8 protein-coding genes are annotated in these 16,932 nt (G+C 36.9%); all 8 read left to right on the top strand.

Annotated features, from left to right (window positions below):
- Positions 1–209: 209 nt before the first annotated feature.
- Complete coding sequence (locus WFZ86_RS18005) at positions 210–1,607, top strand: cadherin repeat domain-containing protein (protein ID WP_342693222.1); 1,398 nt, start codon at positions 210–212, stop codon at positions 1,605–1,607.
- Between the two features lie 137 nt (positions 1,608–1,744).
- Positions 1,745–4,756 (top strand): SusC/RagA family TonB-linked outer membrane protein, encoded by a 3,012-nt coding sequence (locus tag WFZ86_RS18000; RefSeq protein ID WP_342693221.1) that lies wholly within the window; start codon positions 1,745–1,747, stop codon positions 4,754–4,756.
- Between the two features lie 12 nt (positions 4,757–4,768).
- Positions 4,769–6,376, top strand: coding sequence for a RagB/SusD family nutrient uptake outer membrane protein (locus tag WFZ86_RS17995; RefSeq protein ID WP_342693220.1), 1,608 nt, complete (start codon positions 4,769–4,771; stop codon positions 6,374–6,376).
- A 1-nt stretch (position 6,377) separates the two neighbouring features.
- Positions 6,378–8,021: a glycoside hydrolase gene (locus WFZ86_RS17990; protein ID WP_342693219.1), complete on the top strand. Its 1,644-nt coding sequence runs from the start codon at positions 6,378–6,380 to the stop codon at positions 8,019–8,021.
- 231 nt (positions 8,022–8,252) lie between these two features.
- Complete coding sequence (locus WFZ86_RS17985) at positions 8,253–9,836, top strand: glycoside hydrolase (RefSeq protein ID WP_342693218.1); 1,584 nt, start codon at positions 8,253–8,255, stop codon at positions 9,834–9,836.
- Between the two features lie 46 nt (positions 9,837–9,882).
- Entirely contained in the window at positions 9,883–12,099 is a 2,217-nt protein-coding gene (locus WFZ86_RS17980; RefSeq protein ID WP_342693217.1) for a glycoside hydrolase family 43 protein, read from the top strand.
- Between the two features lie 117 nt (positions 12,100–12,216).
- The gene (locus WFZ86_RS17975) at positions 12,217–14,637 is read left to right on the top strand and encodes a glycoside hydrolase family 2 TIM barrel-domain containing protein (RefSeq protein WP_342693216.1); all 2,421 of its coding nucleotides are present in this window, start codon (positions 12,217–12,219) and stop codon (positions 14,635–14,637) included.
- 713 nt (positions 14,638–15,350) lie between these two features.
- A partial coding sequence (locus WFZ86_RS17970) for a choice-of-anchor D domain-containing protein (protein WP_342693215.1) occupies positions 15,351–16,932 on the top strand: 1,582 nt, incomplete at its 3' end.

Below are 16,932 nucleotides of genomic sequence, written 5' to 3'. Positions count from 1 at the left end.
AAACCTTAATAATTAACCTAAAAAGAACCGTATGAGAAAAAACAAAGAACAATTTCCTTACAGTGATAACTTATTAACTGAATATGAACGAACACAAAAAACAAAAGTATCATCTAAATAATTATATGCTTTAGTGAATCAGACAAAAACAATCCGTTTTGTTTGTATTTAAATAAATACCCGAAAAAATAACCCTTAAAATTAAAGAAATGAAAAAAATTAAATTTTTATTTTTTCTTGCTTTTTTCACACTCTTCTTTACGGGATGTGAAGATAATAAAGATGATTTCCCAGCTTCAGAAAAACCTATTCTTACTGTAGCTACCACAGAAATATATGGAGCTCCCACCAGAAAATTTGAAATTAAAGCCGCTTTGAAAGATGATTTAGGATTAAGAAGTGTGCGGATTCAAATACCAGAACTCGCATTAGATAAAGTAATCTCTTTTGCAACGGAGCCTTTGGTAACAACTTATGATTTGAGTTACTTCTTTGAAATCCCAGCCGACAGAGGAACTTCAGAAACTTTTAAAATCAAACTGACAGTAACAGACGTTTCTAATAACATAGTGGATCAAGATATTAATCTGCGTTTAGACGGAGAGTTTGATGCTCCAGCGATAGCCATGATTACTCCAAAAGAAGGAGCAGTTGTTTTATTGTCAACAAGTAATCAAATGCCAGTGCATTTTATTGTTAATGATAATTCAGGGATAGATTTTGTTCAGGTAAAATGCGTGGCTTTAGGTATTGATGAAACGGTACAGCTAACAGGTTCGCCTCAATCCTATACTTTTAACAAAACCTATGCACTACCAGTAACTGCCGCTAATTATGTTTTGACGATTACGGCAAAAGATAAATTTGCTATACCAAACACAGGAGTATTAAATATTAATGTAGTGGCCACCAATGAATATCCTGCTATTTATTTATGCGATCAGCCAAAAGGTACCAATCTGACGACTGATGCAGTAGGGGTTCCTATGTATTTCCATGACAAAAACGGCCAGGATTTCGAATTCAAATACTATGCAAATACCAATAATAAAGAAGTGTATTTCTTAGGTCAAGAGTCTGATTTTGCCCCACACTGTTTTGGTTTGAATGCTTCAGGAAACCTAACAGATGATATTACTTCTGCACCAATTATCCTTCCTACAAAAGGATACTATAAAATTAAGGTGAATCCAAATACACTAACGTATACAGTTACAAAATATACACCGACTAGTAAAGTTTGGGCAGATGTGGCAAACGGACTATGGCATGATGATGAAGCACAACGTAGACCATTCGTTAGTATATGTGGAGGCGGTATCAAAGATGCTAACTGGGATACCTGGAACGCATGGGCACAAACAGGATTACACTTAGCCAACAATCCAGATAATCCATATCAATTAGTTGGCGAATATACACTAACTGGAACGATGGAAGGAACATTTACTGGACAATGGTGGAGCCCTTCATGGAGACTGATAAAAAATGGTATTGCAACGATGTCTCCAGGGGATAATGGCAACGCTAAGTATCCTGCAGCTCCAGGAGTGTACAAAGTAATTCTAGATACCGAACTGGAGAGAGCTTTCATAACCAAAAAATAAGGATTTATTGCCTAGCAATAATAGTAATAAACAAAATATCAGAAAATGAAATCGCCATTTAAAACGAATTTGTGTGAGCAAATGCAAAACAAAAGGCGAAACCATATATGACCGCTAATAATAAAAAATTAACATATATGAAATATAAATTTATAGGGTTATTTATAGCCGTGTTGTGCAGTTGTACAGCATTTGCTCAGATAACAGTGAAAGGTACGGTTAAGGATAAAAGTGCCTTACCTATACCAGGTGCAAATATCATCCTGAAAGGCACAGGAACCTCTGTTTCTACTGATTATGACGGAAAATATGCTATTGTCGTTCCCAACAAAGAGGCACAACTTCAATTTTCTTTCATCGGTTTTACAACCAAAACAATTACAGTTGGCGATAGAACAGCGTTAGATGTTGTCTTAGAACAAGTGGGACAAAACTTAGATGAAGTAGTCGTGGTAGGGTATGCAACAGTAAAAAAGAAAGATGTAACGACTTCAATTTCTTCTATAAAAGGAAAAGAACTCCAAACAATGACGGTGGGTAACGCGACCGAATCATTACAAGGTAAAGTGGCTGGAGTTCAAATTACAGGAGCTGGTGGGCCAGGCGCACAGCCAAGAGTATTGATTCGTGGAATCTCTACCGTGAACCTTAGTACCGATCCTCTTTATGTAGTAGATGGTATTCCAATGGGAACTAATATCAATTTTTTGAGTAACAATGAGATTGAATCAATGGATGTGCTTAAAGATGCTTCTGCAAGTGCTATTTATGGATCTCGAGCCTCAAATGGTGTTATTCTTATCACAACCAAAAAAGGAAAAATTGGAAAACCTAGATTCAATGTTGATTTGAGTAGTGGTTTCCAGTTAATGGATAATCCTTATAATATGGCCGATGCTGAAAGCTATGCTAATATTATTAATAAAGCCTATACTAATGCTGGATATGCTGAGTATTTGACAAATCCAGAACAATATAGAGGTAAAACGACCAATTGGTGGGATGCAGGAATCAAAAAAGCGTCAGAAGTAAGAAATACGTCTATCGGAGTGTCTGGAGGGTCTGAAAAAAACACTTATGCCGTGAGTTTGAACTATTATAAATCGGACTCTTTTTACAAAATTGGAGGATGGGATAGAATCACTGCAAGAATTGCTAATGATTTTAAGTTTTCTGATAAAATTTCTCTTGGAATCACGTTAAATCCACGTTTTGAAACTTGGGGTTCACCGGGGAACTGGGCTGATTTTGATAAAATTGATCCCATTACGCCAATTTATAAACCAGCAGATCAATTAAACGGAACAGAAAATGAGTATAGCATTTATGCACGTTCTCCATCGTATGTATGGAATCCTGTAGCCTCAGTAGCGAGATATGATGATTATACGGATCAGTATAGTTTGAATGCTAATTCATATTTGCAGTACGAACCTATCAAAGGACTGGTTTTTCGAACTCAGGGCTCTATTGAAGTGGGGGATAAAACACAAAGTATCTTTAGACCAGATTTCGTAATCGATGCGGCACACGAAAAAGCAGAAATCAATAGTGTGGAAAGAAGAAACACTACGAATCACGATTGGACTTGGCAGACTACGGCAACGTATTCAAAATCATTTGCCGAAAAACACAATGCTTCTTTGATGGTAGGTGCTACAATGGAGGAGTACAACGGTAATGATGTTTGGGCCTATGGAGAAGGAGTTCCAAACAACTCTGATTTGATGAGAGAGGTAAATGCGGCTACTAAAAACCGTAACAGTGGTGGAAACAGCTGGTCAAGTTCTTTATTGTCCTATATTTCGCGTCTTTCCTATAATTATGGCAGTAAATATTATTTGACAGGTACTTTCAGACGTGACGGTTCTTCAAAATTTATGGCTAATAACAAATGGGCTAATTTCCCGTCGGCATCAGCTTCTTGGAGAATTTCAAACGAAGGTTTTATGGAAAATACCAAAGACGTAATTAATGATCTTAGAGTAAGAGCGGGTTGGGGTAAAGTAGGGAATCAAAATCTACCAGCTTCAGTGTACCAGTCTAACATTGGCCAAGGATATTATGTTATTGGAAATGAAGTTGTAGATACTTCTTATCCTTCTTCAATGGCAAACAAGGACATTAAATGGGAAACCGTTGAGGATATTAACTTTGGTCTTGATTTCGGACTTTGGAAAAATAAAGTATCGGGATCCATAGAATATTATGAAAAAACAACAAAAGACATGTTGTTCTTAAAACAATTTCCAACCTATAGCGGATTTCCAGGATATTCAACTATTTGGACAAACGTAGGTTCTATGAAATCGAATGGTATTGATTTGATCTTATCTTACAAAGATAAAAAAGGAGACTTCTCATATGGTGCTGATTTTACATTCACAACGGTGAATGTGGAGATGGTTGCTTTATCTATTGATGGAGAAAAACTATACGGATCAAGTAACAGAACTTTGACTGTTGAAGGAGAAGTGCCAGGATACTACTACGGGTATGTTGCTGACGGTCTCTTCCAAAATCAAACAGAACTAAATGCACATACCGATGAACACGGAACCAAATTACAACCTTATGCTCAAGCGGGAGACATTCGCTTTAAAGATGTGAACGGTGACGGTAAACTGGATGATAAAGACAGAACAAAAATTGGTTCTCCATGGGCTGATTTTACAATGGGACTAAACTTGAATTTTGCTTACAAAGGATTTGATCTCGTGGCTAATTTTTATGCAAGTGTGGGTAATGAATTGATCAATCAAAATATAGCTGATTTGTATAATGGAGCAAGTTTGACAAACAAAGTAAGCGGACTTGAAAATATGGCTTGGCACGGAGAAGGTACTTCAAATTATGTTCCGCGTTTGTCAAAAAATGATAACAACGAAAACTTTACCAAATTCTCTTCTTTATATGTTGAAGATGGTTCATTTGTACGTATGAAAAATATTCAAGTAGGCTATACTTTCCTTAATCAATTTGGACTTGACAAACTTAGAGTTTCTTTGTCAGGACAAAATTTATGGACATGGACAAACTATACAGGTGTTGATCCTGAAGTTGGCGGAGGGGTTTTAGGCTCTGGATTTGGAGGATGGAATTACCCAGTGCAGCCAACAATTTTGATGGGGGTTAATGTAGGATTTTAATAATAAACAATTATGAAAAAAATAATAGTATCGATAATAGTATTGGCGGTATTGACAGTTTCCTGTGAAGATTTTATTGAAAAAGATGCAAGAGGAACACAAACACTAGAAAACTATTTTCAAACCGTACAGGAATGCGAAAATTATGTCAATGAATTAACGCACAGATTGTTGCTGTCTAATGATTGGTATGCATTATTGGCACCAAGATTAACAAATGAAACAGCTACAGATGATGCTTGGATGGGGAATACTGGACAGGATAGCGGTGCTTTTAGACCTTGTGCTCAGTACCTTGTTACACCTGAAAATATGGGATCGATGAACAGTATTTATACGGCTCATTATTATACCATTCAATCGGCCAATATTGGCTTAGAAAGAATGGCTGTATCGCCACTTTCTGAGACACAAAAGAATCAATATATTGGAGAATCATTATTTATTCGAGCTTATTGTTACTATGAATTAGTGAATCTTTTTGGAGCGGTGCCATTGTACACAACATCGCTTGGAACTGCGGATTTGAAATTGGAGCGCAGTCCTGCTGCTGCTGTTTATGCACAAATTGAGACCGATCTTAAAGAAGCTGCTGCAAAATTAGAAACGATTCAAGTAAACAGAAATGGAAGAGTAAACAAATGGGCTGCTTATGCTTTATTAGCTCGTGTATCTTTATTTCAGGAAAAATGGGTAGAAGCAAAACAATATTCAAACAAAGTGATTAGTGAAGGCCCTTATGCTCTTGAAGCAGATTTTTTGAACATTTGGAATGTAAACAATCACAACGGAGTTGAATCAATTCTGGAAGCACAGTCTTCTTCTGTACAAGATAAGAGCTTAGGGTCAATGTTACCAACTTTTGCAGGAGCAAGAGGAGAGGACAAGAAAAATTTCCCAAGCAATGATGCAAAAGATGTTATCGATGGCTGGGGATGGTGCATGCCAACCAGCGACCTAGAGAATGCTTATCTTTCAGAAAATGATGTGATACGTCGCAGAAGCACAATCACAAAATGGGGAGAAGCAGCTTATGGTGATGAGGTATTAAACCCAACACATAAATTCAGCTTGAACGATAATAAATCAGGCCGTATTTGTCGTAAATATTATATCCCAATTGCAACACGCCGTGCCTTAGATAAAAAAGACGGTCACTTGCCATTGAATGTGCCGTTGATCCGTTTGGCTGAAATGTACTTGACAAGAGCTGAAGCGGCTTATCAATTAGGGGATGCTGGAGGTGCCTTGGCGGATATCAATACGATCAGAGCCCGAGTAAAACTCGACGCTAAAGTAGGTTTGGCAGGGCCAAATTTATTGAGACAAATCTACAAAGAACGTCGCTTAGAATTGGCTTTCGAAGGCTTGCGTTTATTTGATATCCGTCGTGAAAAAGATCCAAGTACAGGAAGACCAGTTATAGAATCTTTGATGGGACCTAACGGAACTTTTGTGAAATACAACATGACTTCTACGGATCCTTTTGAAACGACTAACCTAAAAGAAGCACAAGACAAAGGAATTAATTTTAGCCCTGCTAAAAATTTACTATGGCCAATTCCTCAATTAGAAATAGATTTAAGTGGTGGTTTAATCAAACAAAATCCTGGGTATTAATATGAATAGCATTAAAAACTATAAAGCGAGCCTACTATGTGCAGGCTTGCTTTTAATCAGCACTCCGTTTATCAGTTGTAGTTCATCTGACAATACAGATGATTCAAAGCCAGTAAATTCAACGGCAAGAGATTTGAATGTAAATCTTGACCAAAACCTTCAGACTATGGAAAGCTTTGGAGCATCTGATGCCTGGCAGTGTAATTTTATTGGAAAAAACTGGCCTCTGGAGAAAAGAAATCAAATCGCGGATCTATTATTCAGTAAAGGAGTAGATACAGAGGGAAATCCAAAAGGAATCGGATTGTCCCTATGGCGTTTCAATCTAGGAGCGGGAAGTACAGAGCAGGGAGAAGCAAGCGATATAACAGACGAGTGGAGACGTACCGAATGTTTTACCACAGACGGGGTAACCTACGACATGAGTAAACAAGCAGGACAAGTGTGGTTCATGAAAGCTGCTAGAGAGCGTGGGGTAGAAAAATTATTGGCTTTCACCAATAGTGCTCCTGTTTATTTAACTGGCAATGGTAAAGCACATGCAAGTATCAAAGAGTTTTACAATCTAAAAGATGGCAAAATGCCTGATTTAGCTGATTTTTGGGTCAATGCAATAGATAAATTGAAGATAGAACATGGTCTAACCATTGATTATATCAGCCCTTTTAACGAACCACAATACGAGTGGGACGGAACAAGTCAGGAGGGTTCTCCAGCTACCAATGCTAATATGTACAGTTTTGTAGCTACTTTATCTCCAAAATTACAAGCAAAAGGACTTAGTGCCCAGATTGTGATAGGCGAAGCCGGGGCATACGAACCATTGTACAAAACAGTGAGTGGTACGAATAGTAGATCGAATCAGATTGATTATTTCTTTGGACCTAATGCTACTAAAAACATTGCTGGAATGAGTAATGTAAAGAAAACAATATCGGCTCACAGTTATTGGCAAGCTTGGCCTTTGAGTACGCTTATTGCATCAAGACAAGCAGCAGCTTCAAAAATACTGATTGCTCCTGGGCTTAGTCTTTGGTCTTCAGAATATTGCGTGCTTGAAAATCCAGGAACGGCAGAATTATCAGGCGGAGGCGGTGCAGGAAGAGATTTAGGGATGCAGTTAGCCCTTTGGACCGCTCGAATTGTTAGTACAGACATTGCTATTGGTGGAGTTACTTCATGGCAGTGGTGGACAGCGATAAGCCGAGGCGATTACAAAGACGGTTTGATTCACGTTGACGATGGCGCAAGCAAAGGAGCAGGTAATGCAGATTACTGCAAAAATGATGGCTATGTTAGAGAGTCCAAAACACTTTGGGCTTTGGGGAATTTTTCATTCTTCGTAAAACCCGGAATGGTAAGAGTTCAGATACCAAGTTTGAATAATGCAGCGGCTCTTACAGATGTAATGCTGACGGCCTATAAAGATGTGACGAATAAAAAACTAGTGATCGTTGCGGTTAATTTTAGCAGTACTGCCAAAACCTATAAACTGAATCTATCTGGAGGAACTTTAACGAACAATAAGTTGACGCCATATACAACTTCAGAAACGCTAAGTTTGAAAAAAGGAACTGATGTTGATGCCGCAAGTTTTGAAATTGGGGCAAGATCAGTGGTGACCTATGTAGGGACTTATAAATAAAATTAAAAAATGGTTTGCCTAAATTTTTTAGGCAAACCATATGGTAAGGAGTAGCTAATGATAAAAAGTTCAATTCATTGGACATGATATGTTTTTTTAGATTTTTTATACAAAAAAAGAGATATTACGGATTTGACCTCTTTATTTGTCCATTTTGCCCCTCATAAAACCCTAAAACAAATCATTATTTTGCAGTGGATAGCTACTAACTATCTTTTATTTTAATCTAGTATGAAAAAAATATATATACCACTTTTATTGTTGATGACTTCGTTGTTTTTTGGACAAAGAAATGCAACAATTAGTCTAGATCATATTGTACAGACTATGGATGGTTTTGGAGGGTCGGATGCATGGCGATGCCAATTTATTGGGAAAAATTGGCCTGAACAAAAGAAGAACGCCATTGCCGATTTACTTTTCAGCAAAGAAATTGATGCGCAAGGAAATCCAAAAGGAATTGGACTTTCCATTTGGCGGTTCAATCTCGGAGCAGGAAGTACTGAGCAAGGTGAAAACAGTAAGGTTTCTGACGAATGGAGACGAAGCGAATGTTTTCTTAACGCTGACGGGACGTATGATTTCTCCAAACAAGAAGGGCAAAGATGGTTTTTGCAAGCTGCCAAAAAACGTGGTGTGGAGAAGTATTTGATTTTTACAAACAGTCCTCCTGTACATATGACAAACAATGGATTGTCTTTTGCTACTCAAAAGAATAAATTGAATTTGAAAGAAGGAGCAATTTCAAAGTTTGCTGATTTCTTGGTTCAAGGTATTCAAGGATTAGAGAAAAAAGAGGGAATTAAGTTTGATTACGTTAGTCCAATAAACGAACCGCAATGGGAATGGATGGCCAATAATGGCGATAAAAACAGTCAGGAAGGAACGCCGGCGACTAATCAGGAAATTTACGATTTGACAAAAGCGCTTTCTGAAAAATTGAAAGCAAAAAAAATGAATACCGAAATTGTGATTGCCGAGGCAGGACAAATCAACTATTTGTATGAAAATGTAAATGGTGAAAATCGCGACAACCAGATCGATTATTTTTTTGGTAATTCAAAAAACAATATTTCAAAATTACCGAATGTAAAAAATACCATTTTAGCACACAGTTATTTCACAACTTGGCCCATTGACAAACAGGTTTTAAGCCGAAAATTGATTGCAGCAAATGTGAAGCGCTATCCAGGTTTAAAATATTGGCAGTCGGAATATTGTATTTTAGAGAATCCTGGAGAAGCTGAAATTCCAGGAGGAGCGGGAGGTGGCCGAGATTTAGGAATGCAGACAGCTTTGTTTGTAGCTCGCTTAATACACAATGATATTGCGCTTGCCAATGCGGCTTCATGGCAATGGTGGACATCAATTACAAGAGTGGATTATAAAGATGGCTTGATTTATCTCGATGATGGAAAAAGCAAAGGAGGTACAACTCCTGATTATGTTAGAAATGACGGTGAATTCCATGATTCAAAACTGCTTTGGGTTTTAGGTAATTATTCATTGTTCGTACGCCCTGGGATGCTCAGAATTGATGTTCCTAATCAAGATGAATTGGCAGCAGCAAATGATGTAATGTTGACGGCTTATAAAGACAAGGCAAATAAAAAATTAGTTGTTGTTGCGGTAAATTGTGGAAAGTCAGACCAGAAATATGCCTTTAATTTGACAAAAGGGACACTAAAAAATAATGAGATGACTCCCTATGTTACTTCCGAAAGTGCTAATTTAAAAAGAGCCAACATACAGAAAATCGATGCCGTTGAAATTCCAGCAAAATCAGTTGTCACTTTTGTTGGTGAATTGCAATAAAGTAGGATAGAAATAAATCGCATATAATCGGATTTCTTATAAAAATATGAACTATAATTCAATAATATCAAGCCGAAAGAGAAGCATTTTTAAGTTGGCTGTTTTGGTGGTTGCTTTGTCTTTTTTGGGAACGGCCAATTCACAACAATTTACGAAAAAGAAATTGCCTAAATCGGAAACCAAGAGTTCAATTAGAAAAACAGAAGCCTATTTATTTGCCTATTTCACTGGTAATTCAGGGAATCAAGAGGCAATACGTTTTGCGGTGAGTAATGATGGGTATAATTTTAGGGCATTAAATGACAATCAGCCTGTAATCGATTCGAAGCAAATAAGTTCAACTGGCGGTGTGCGTGACCCGCATATTCTGCGTGGCGAAGATGGCAAAACATTTTATATGGTAGCCACCGATATGACTTCGGATAAAGGCTGGGATTCTAATAGAGCAATGGTTTTATTAAAATCCAGTGATTTGATAAACTGGAGTTCGGCTGTTATCAATATTCAGAAAAAATATCCAAACCAAGAAAATCTAAAACGCGTTTGGGCACCGCAGACAATATATGATGTACAAAAAGGAAAGTATATGATTTATTGGTCAATGCAACACGGAAACGATATTGACAAAATGTATTATGCATACGCCAATGCTGATTTTACGGATTTGGAAACCGAACCAAAACAGCTGTTTTTTAGCCCAACGAATGGTGCCTGCATAGATGGTGAAATTATTTATAAAAACAACAAATACCATTTATTTTTCAAAACCGAGGGATCAGGGGCAGGTATAAAAGTGGCCGTATCGGATAAATTGACTGAAGGCTATGTTTTGAGAGACAAATATATACAGCAAACCAAATATCCTGTAGAAGGGGCTGGTGTTTTTAAATTGAATAATTCTAATGATTACATTTTGATGTATGATTTGTATACCAAAGGAAAATATCAGTTTACAAAAACTAATGATTTTGAAAATTTCTCTGTAATTGACAAGACAGTTTCGATGAATTTCCATCCACGTCATGGAACAGTTATGCCAATAACGGCAAATGAATTGGCTCGATTGGAAAGCAAATGGGGAACTGCAAAAGATATTTTGACTAGTGTTGAAGCTTCAGTTGTTAAGAAAACTAATATCAAAGCGGATGGTGATACAAAACAAGTTCATTTGCCTGTAAAATGGGGAACCAATTTGTCAGCATTCCAACCAAATTTTACAAAATTTCCTGGTGTTACTATAGATCCCAAATCAGCTCAGGATTTTACGAAAGGGGCTGTGAAATATATGGTTACAATAGAAAGTAGACCTGCGGAAATTTGGTCAGTTTCCGCTTCAGTCGCAAATAATCCTGTACTTGACGGTTTTTATGCCGATCCAGATATAATGTATGCTGAAAAAACAGCCAAATATTATATCTACCCAACCAGTGATGGGTTTGATGGTTGGTCTGGAACGTATTTCAAAACATTCTCTTCCACTGATTTGGTGAATTGGACTGATGAAGGAATTATTCTGGATCTCGAGAAAGACGTTCCTTGGGGAAATAGAAATGCCTGGGCTCCTTGTATTATGGAGAAAAAAGTTGGTAACGATTTTAAATATTACTTCTATTTTACTGCAGCACAAAAAATTGGAGTAGCTGTTGCCAATAAGCCAGAAGGACCTTTCGTGGATTCAGGAAAACCATTGGTAGATAAATTACCTAATGGGGTGTCAGGCGGACAGCAAATAGATCCAGAGGTGTTTACAGATCCAAAAACAGGGAAGAATTATTTGTATTGGGGTAACGGCTATATGGCTTGCGCAGAATTGAATGACGACATGATTTCGATAAAATCGGAATCGATTACTGTAATGACTCCAGATGATACGTTTCGTGAAGGAACTACGGTCTTTTTTAGAAATGGAAAATATTATTTTTTATGGTCAGAAGACGATACACGTAGTGAAAATTACCGCGTGCGTTATGGAATTTCCGATACCCCAACGGGTAAAATTACCATCCCCAAAAACAACTTGGTTATAGCCAAAAACAAAGAAGCTGGCATCTATGCAACGGGTCATAATTCAATCCTTCAGATTCCAGGTAAAGATGAATGGTATATCATATATCATCGTTTCAATTATCCCAATGGAATTACTATGGGGGATGCCGCAGGATTTAACAGGGAAGTCTGTATTGATAAAATGGAGTTTGACAAAGATGGGGCTATCCTTTTGGTAACACCTACTCACGAAGGAAATAAGCCTTTGAAAAAGTAGCTTTTACATAAAAAAAAACATGATGTTTTAACGGAATAGAGAAACTCTCTACTAGGCTTTTTACAAAAAAATAAAGCTTTTGCATCATAAACGAATGAATAATTAAAATAAATCACAATGACTATTAAAAAAATTGCATTGCCAATGCTTCTTTTTTCCTGCTTATCGGCATTTTGCCAGATATCGTTCGGAGATTCCAGAAAAATTAATGACAATTGGAAGTTTACTCTTGAAGATGCTCCAAATGCGCAGAACATAACTTACAATGATACTAAGTGGCAATTGGTAAATGTACCTCATGATTGGAGTGTAGAGGGAAGATTGAGCCCAACTTTGGCCAGTTGTACAGGATATTTACCAGGTGGTATTGGATGGTATAGAAAAACCTTAAATATTCCTCAAAATAAAAAAGGAGAAAAAGTGTATTTGTATTTTGAAGGAGTCTACAACCGAAGTGAAGTTTTTATCAACGGGCATTCTTTAGGAAAACGTCCTAATGGCTATATCTCTTTTGCTTATGATGCAACTCCTTTTGTGAAATATGGCGAGAACAATAGTATTGCGGTACGTGTAGATCACAGTAAGAGTGCTGATTCTCGCTGGTATTCGGGTTCGGGGATTTATAGAAATGTTTGGGTGGTATATTCAAATCCAGTACATATTGGGCAATGGGGAGTATATGCCTATCCAGAAGTGACCAATGGAACTGGGATTTTGAATGTGGAAGTTGCTTTGGAAAACGGTTCAGCTTCAAAAACAAATCTTACGGTTGTCAATGAGCTTTTGGATACCAACGGAAAAACAGTAGCCAAAAGTTCTCAAAAAGTGGTTGTAGAAGCAAACAAAGAAAATAAAATTGCAACTAAAATAAGTATAAAAAATCCTCAATTATGGGATTTAGAGCATCCAAATCTGTATCAGTTAAAAACAATTGTTTTAAAAGATGGAAAGCCAATTGATAAAACAATTACGGCTACAGGTTTTAGGAAATTTACTTTTGATGCCAATAAAGGTTTTGCTCTTAATGGCAAATGGATGAAAATGAAAGGAGTTTGTGTACACCATGACGCCGGAGTGCTTGGATCTGCTGTTCCTAGAGAGGTATTGAAAACAAGATTGGAAACTTTGAAACAAATAGGCGTAAATGCTATTCGTACAAGTCACAATCCGCAGGCACCTGATTTTTATACACTCTGTGATGAATTGGGAATCTTAGTCCTTAATGAAGCCTACGACGAATGGGAATTTCCTAAGCGTAAATGGTTAACAGGTTGGAATCAAGGAATCCCAGGGTTTGAAGGTTCTAATGATATATTTGTTGAATGGGGCGAAAAAGATTTAGAGGACATGGTACGCCGTGACCGTAATCATCTTTCTGTATTTGGCTGGAGTATTGGTAATGAAGTTGATTATCCAAATGACCCCTATTCACATCCTGTATTAGATAAAGGAACAGAAGGTTTCGGACAAGCGAATTATGGAGGCTATAAAAAAGAGGCTCCAGATGCTATGCGTCTTGGAGCAATTGCCAAACGTCTCGTAGCAGCGGTAAAAAAATATGATACATCTCGCCCAACAACGGCTGGATTAGCAGGAGTAGCTATGTCTAACGAAACAGAATATCCTGGGGCTTTAGACATTACAGGATACAATTATACAGAAAGCAAATATGGTTCTGATCATAAAAAATACCCAAACAGAGTGATTTTTGGAAGTGAGAATGTTCATGATATGGAGCCATGGCTGGCCGTAAAAAACAATGACCATATTTTTGGACAGTTTTTATGGACAGGTATTGATTATTTGGGAGAATCTAATGCTTGGCCATCCAGAGGATTCTACTCTGGATTGGTTGATCTGGCTGGAATTATTAAGCCTAGAGGTTATTTTCGTCAATCATTATGGTCAGACAAGCCAATGATTTACGCTGGGACTTACATAAGCAATAACGAAAAGGAACTTTCTAAGGACGCTTGGCCTATCTGGAATAATTACAATGACGGACAATTGGTAAGAGTGGTTTGCTACACTAACGCTGCCAAAGCCCGATTGGAATTAAACGGAAAACTAGTGGGTGAAGAAAAAAAATACGATGAAAAAACAGGTGTTATTTTTTGGGATATTCCTTTCACTTCTGGTAAATTGGAAGCAATCGGTCTTAGTAATGATAACAAAATAGTAAGCCGATATGCTATAGTTTCTTCACAGCAGCCATATGCTTTAGTGATTAACGAAAAAAATAGCACTATAAATAAAGGAGGCGTTGCTAAAGTGATAGTGCAGGTTGTGGATGAGAAAGGATTCCCAGTAATCCTTTCAGATAACGAAATTACTTGTACAATAAGCGGTTCTGGTACTTTATTAGGATTAGAAGCTGGAAATAACAGCGATATGGGCGATTATACCGACAATGTTCAAAGAGCATTTCACGGACATTTGGTAGCTTATATTCAGGCAACGGAAGGTAATGAACCTATAAAAATAAAGTGTACTAGTAATTGGTTAAAATCCGCTGAAGTTACGCTTCAAGTAAAATAAGGTAGAATTAAGTGCCCGTTGATAGAATCATTTTATAGAAACTAATAAGGAAAAGCGGCGATTCAAAATAGAAAAATCCTTGATTTTGAAAGCATAAATATACAAGACTTCGGAATAGTCAAGAAGATGATGTCCGAAGTAGAATTTTCGGTTGATTGAAGACCTGAGAATTAGCAAATATAATAGTAATAATAGACTGAGTGTAACCAAGAGGCTGTCCGAAAAGGGCAGCTTTTTTTATGCAGCAAGTTTCAGGAATCGATATATAGGTAGTAGAGTATAAAAGGTTTTTTAGTAGATATGAAGTTAGTTTACAATACGCTATAAAATTATTAGGGATTAACTTTATTTTGCATAGGCAGTTTTTTAAATCTACCAAGCAAAGAATCGCATCTGAATTTACTATAAAAAAAAGATAAATTAATAATCATACTGAAAAAATAATTTTAAAAGTATTTTTTACCAATAAGGAATGGTAATATTCATGAACATTAATTACATGGTTTTATGCCTATTTTTATGGACTTTGTGACATTAGTGATGTATGATAGTTTTAGTTTATTATTTTTGCAAAAAATGCTATATAACAGAATCAAAACAATAACGTATGATTGTAATTTTAATAGTTAATTAAATGTATATATATACCTAATGGTGTTCTAAAAAAAATGATTAAAAAGTATTTATCGTCATTCAATTAACAAACTACCGAAATGAAAAAAAACTACTTCTTCTTCTTCTTCTTTTTACTAATTGCTTTAAATCTTCAGGCACAATGTAATCTCTCTCTCTCTACTCCATATAACAGCGATAACTCGAATAAAGGCGTTATGTTCAATATTGTAACTGGAGCAACTCCAATTACAATTACCAGTTTTGATATGAATATGATTGGTTTTAGTACGGGTATCTTTGAAATTTATTACAAATCTGGTACATATGTTGGTTCGCAATCTAACAGTGCTGCTTGGACATTAGCAGGAAGTGCGTCAGTAACTGCTTTAGGAACTAATAATCAAACACCCATTCCCATTGCTTTAAGTATCCCTATTCCGGCCAATACGACTTACGCATTTTATATTACTAATAATGATAGCACTATACCTGCTGGAGTGCGGTACACTAATGGTACTTATACTACTATAGCATCAGATTCTTATTTGAATATTGAAGGGGGATTAGGAAAAGCTTATCCTTTTGGACAAGATTATAATAATCGAAGAGTGAATTGCACACCGCATTATTACATTACAGGGGGCAGTTGTGATTCTGAAATCAACCTCAAGGGCAACATGATTTCTATTGCTAATAATGACAATACTCCATCTACGCTAGACCATACTGATTTTGGTTCTACCGATGTGGCCTCTGGAACAATTACCAGAACATTTACCATAGAAAATCAAGGAGGAGCGGCTCTAAATTTAACAGGTTCTCCCGAAGTAACTATAGGTGGCGTAAATGCAACCGATTTTACAGTAACTACTCAACCAATTTCCCCTGTAGCTCCAAATGGTGTTACCACTTTTATAGTTAGTTTTAATCCCTCCGCAGCGGGCTTGAGGACAGCAACTGTTAGCATAGCCAGCAATGATAGTAATAATAATCCTTATAATTTCTCAATTCAAGGTACAGGGTGTGATATTTCTCTTACGGTGGGTACGGCCTCTAATCCTACCAATTGTTCAGGAACAAATGGTAGCATTGCATTTACATCAACCAATCTGTCAAATGGCCTTTATCTCTTAAATTATTCTAAAGACGGAACAGCAACTACGGGAAATATTAATGTTGTCTCAAATGCTTTTACCTTATCCGGTTTGTCATCAGGTACTTATACCTCTTTTTCAATATCTAGTTTAGGTTGTACAGGCTCAGCAGCAACTTCCATAACTTTGTTAGATCCAACAACTATTGGAGGTTCCGTTGGAGGTGATTCTACTATTTGTTCAGGGGCAACAAGTGGTTTACTTAGCTTGACTGGACAAACAGGAACGGTTGTCAAATGGCAGTCTTCTGTTAGCCCTTTTTCTATATGGAATGATATTGTTACTACAAGTAGCACATATAATCCAGGCTCCTTAACCCAAACTACTCAATTTAGAGCAGTAATTCAAAACGGAAGCTGTCCTATTGTCAATTCATCAATAGCTACAGTCACTGTAGAAGATACTACAGCCCCTGTTGCAGATGTTGCTACACTTCCTACGATTACTGCACAATGTAGTGTTACGAGTCTTACTCCACCAACGGCTACCGACAATTGTTTGGGAGTTGTTACAGCTAGTACTACAG

This window comes from Flavobacterium polysaccharolyticum, assembly GCF_038739875.1.
In the GTDB taxonomy this organism is placed as follows: domain Bacteria; phylum Bacteroidota; class Bacteroidia; order Flavobacteriales; family Flavobacteriaceae; genus Flavobacterium; species Flavobacterium polysaccharolyticum.
Note: the sequence above shows the minus strand (reverse complement) of the source record. Positions and strands in the feature narration are given on the sequence as shown.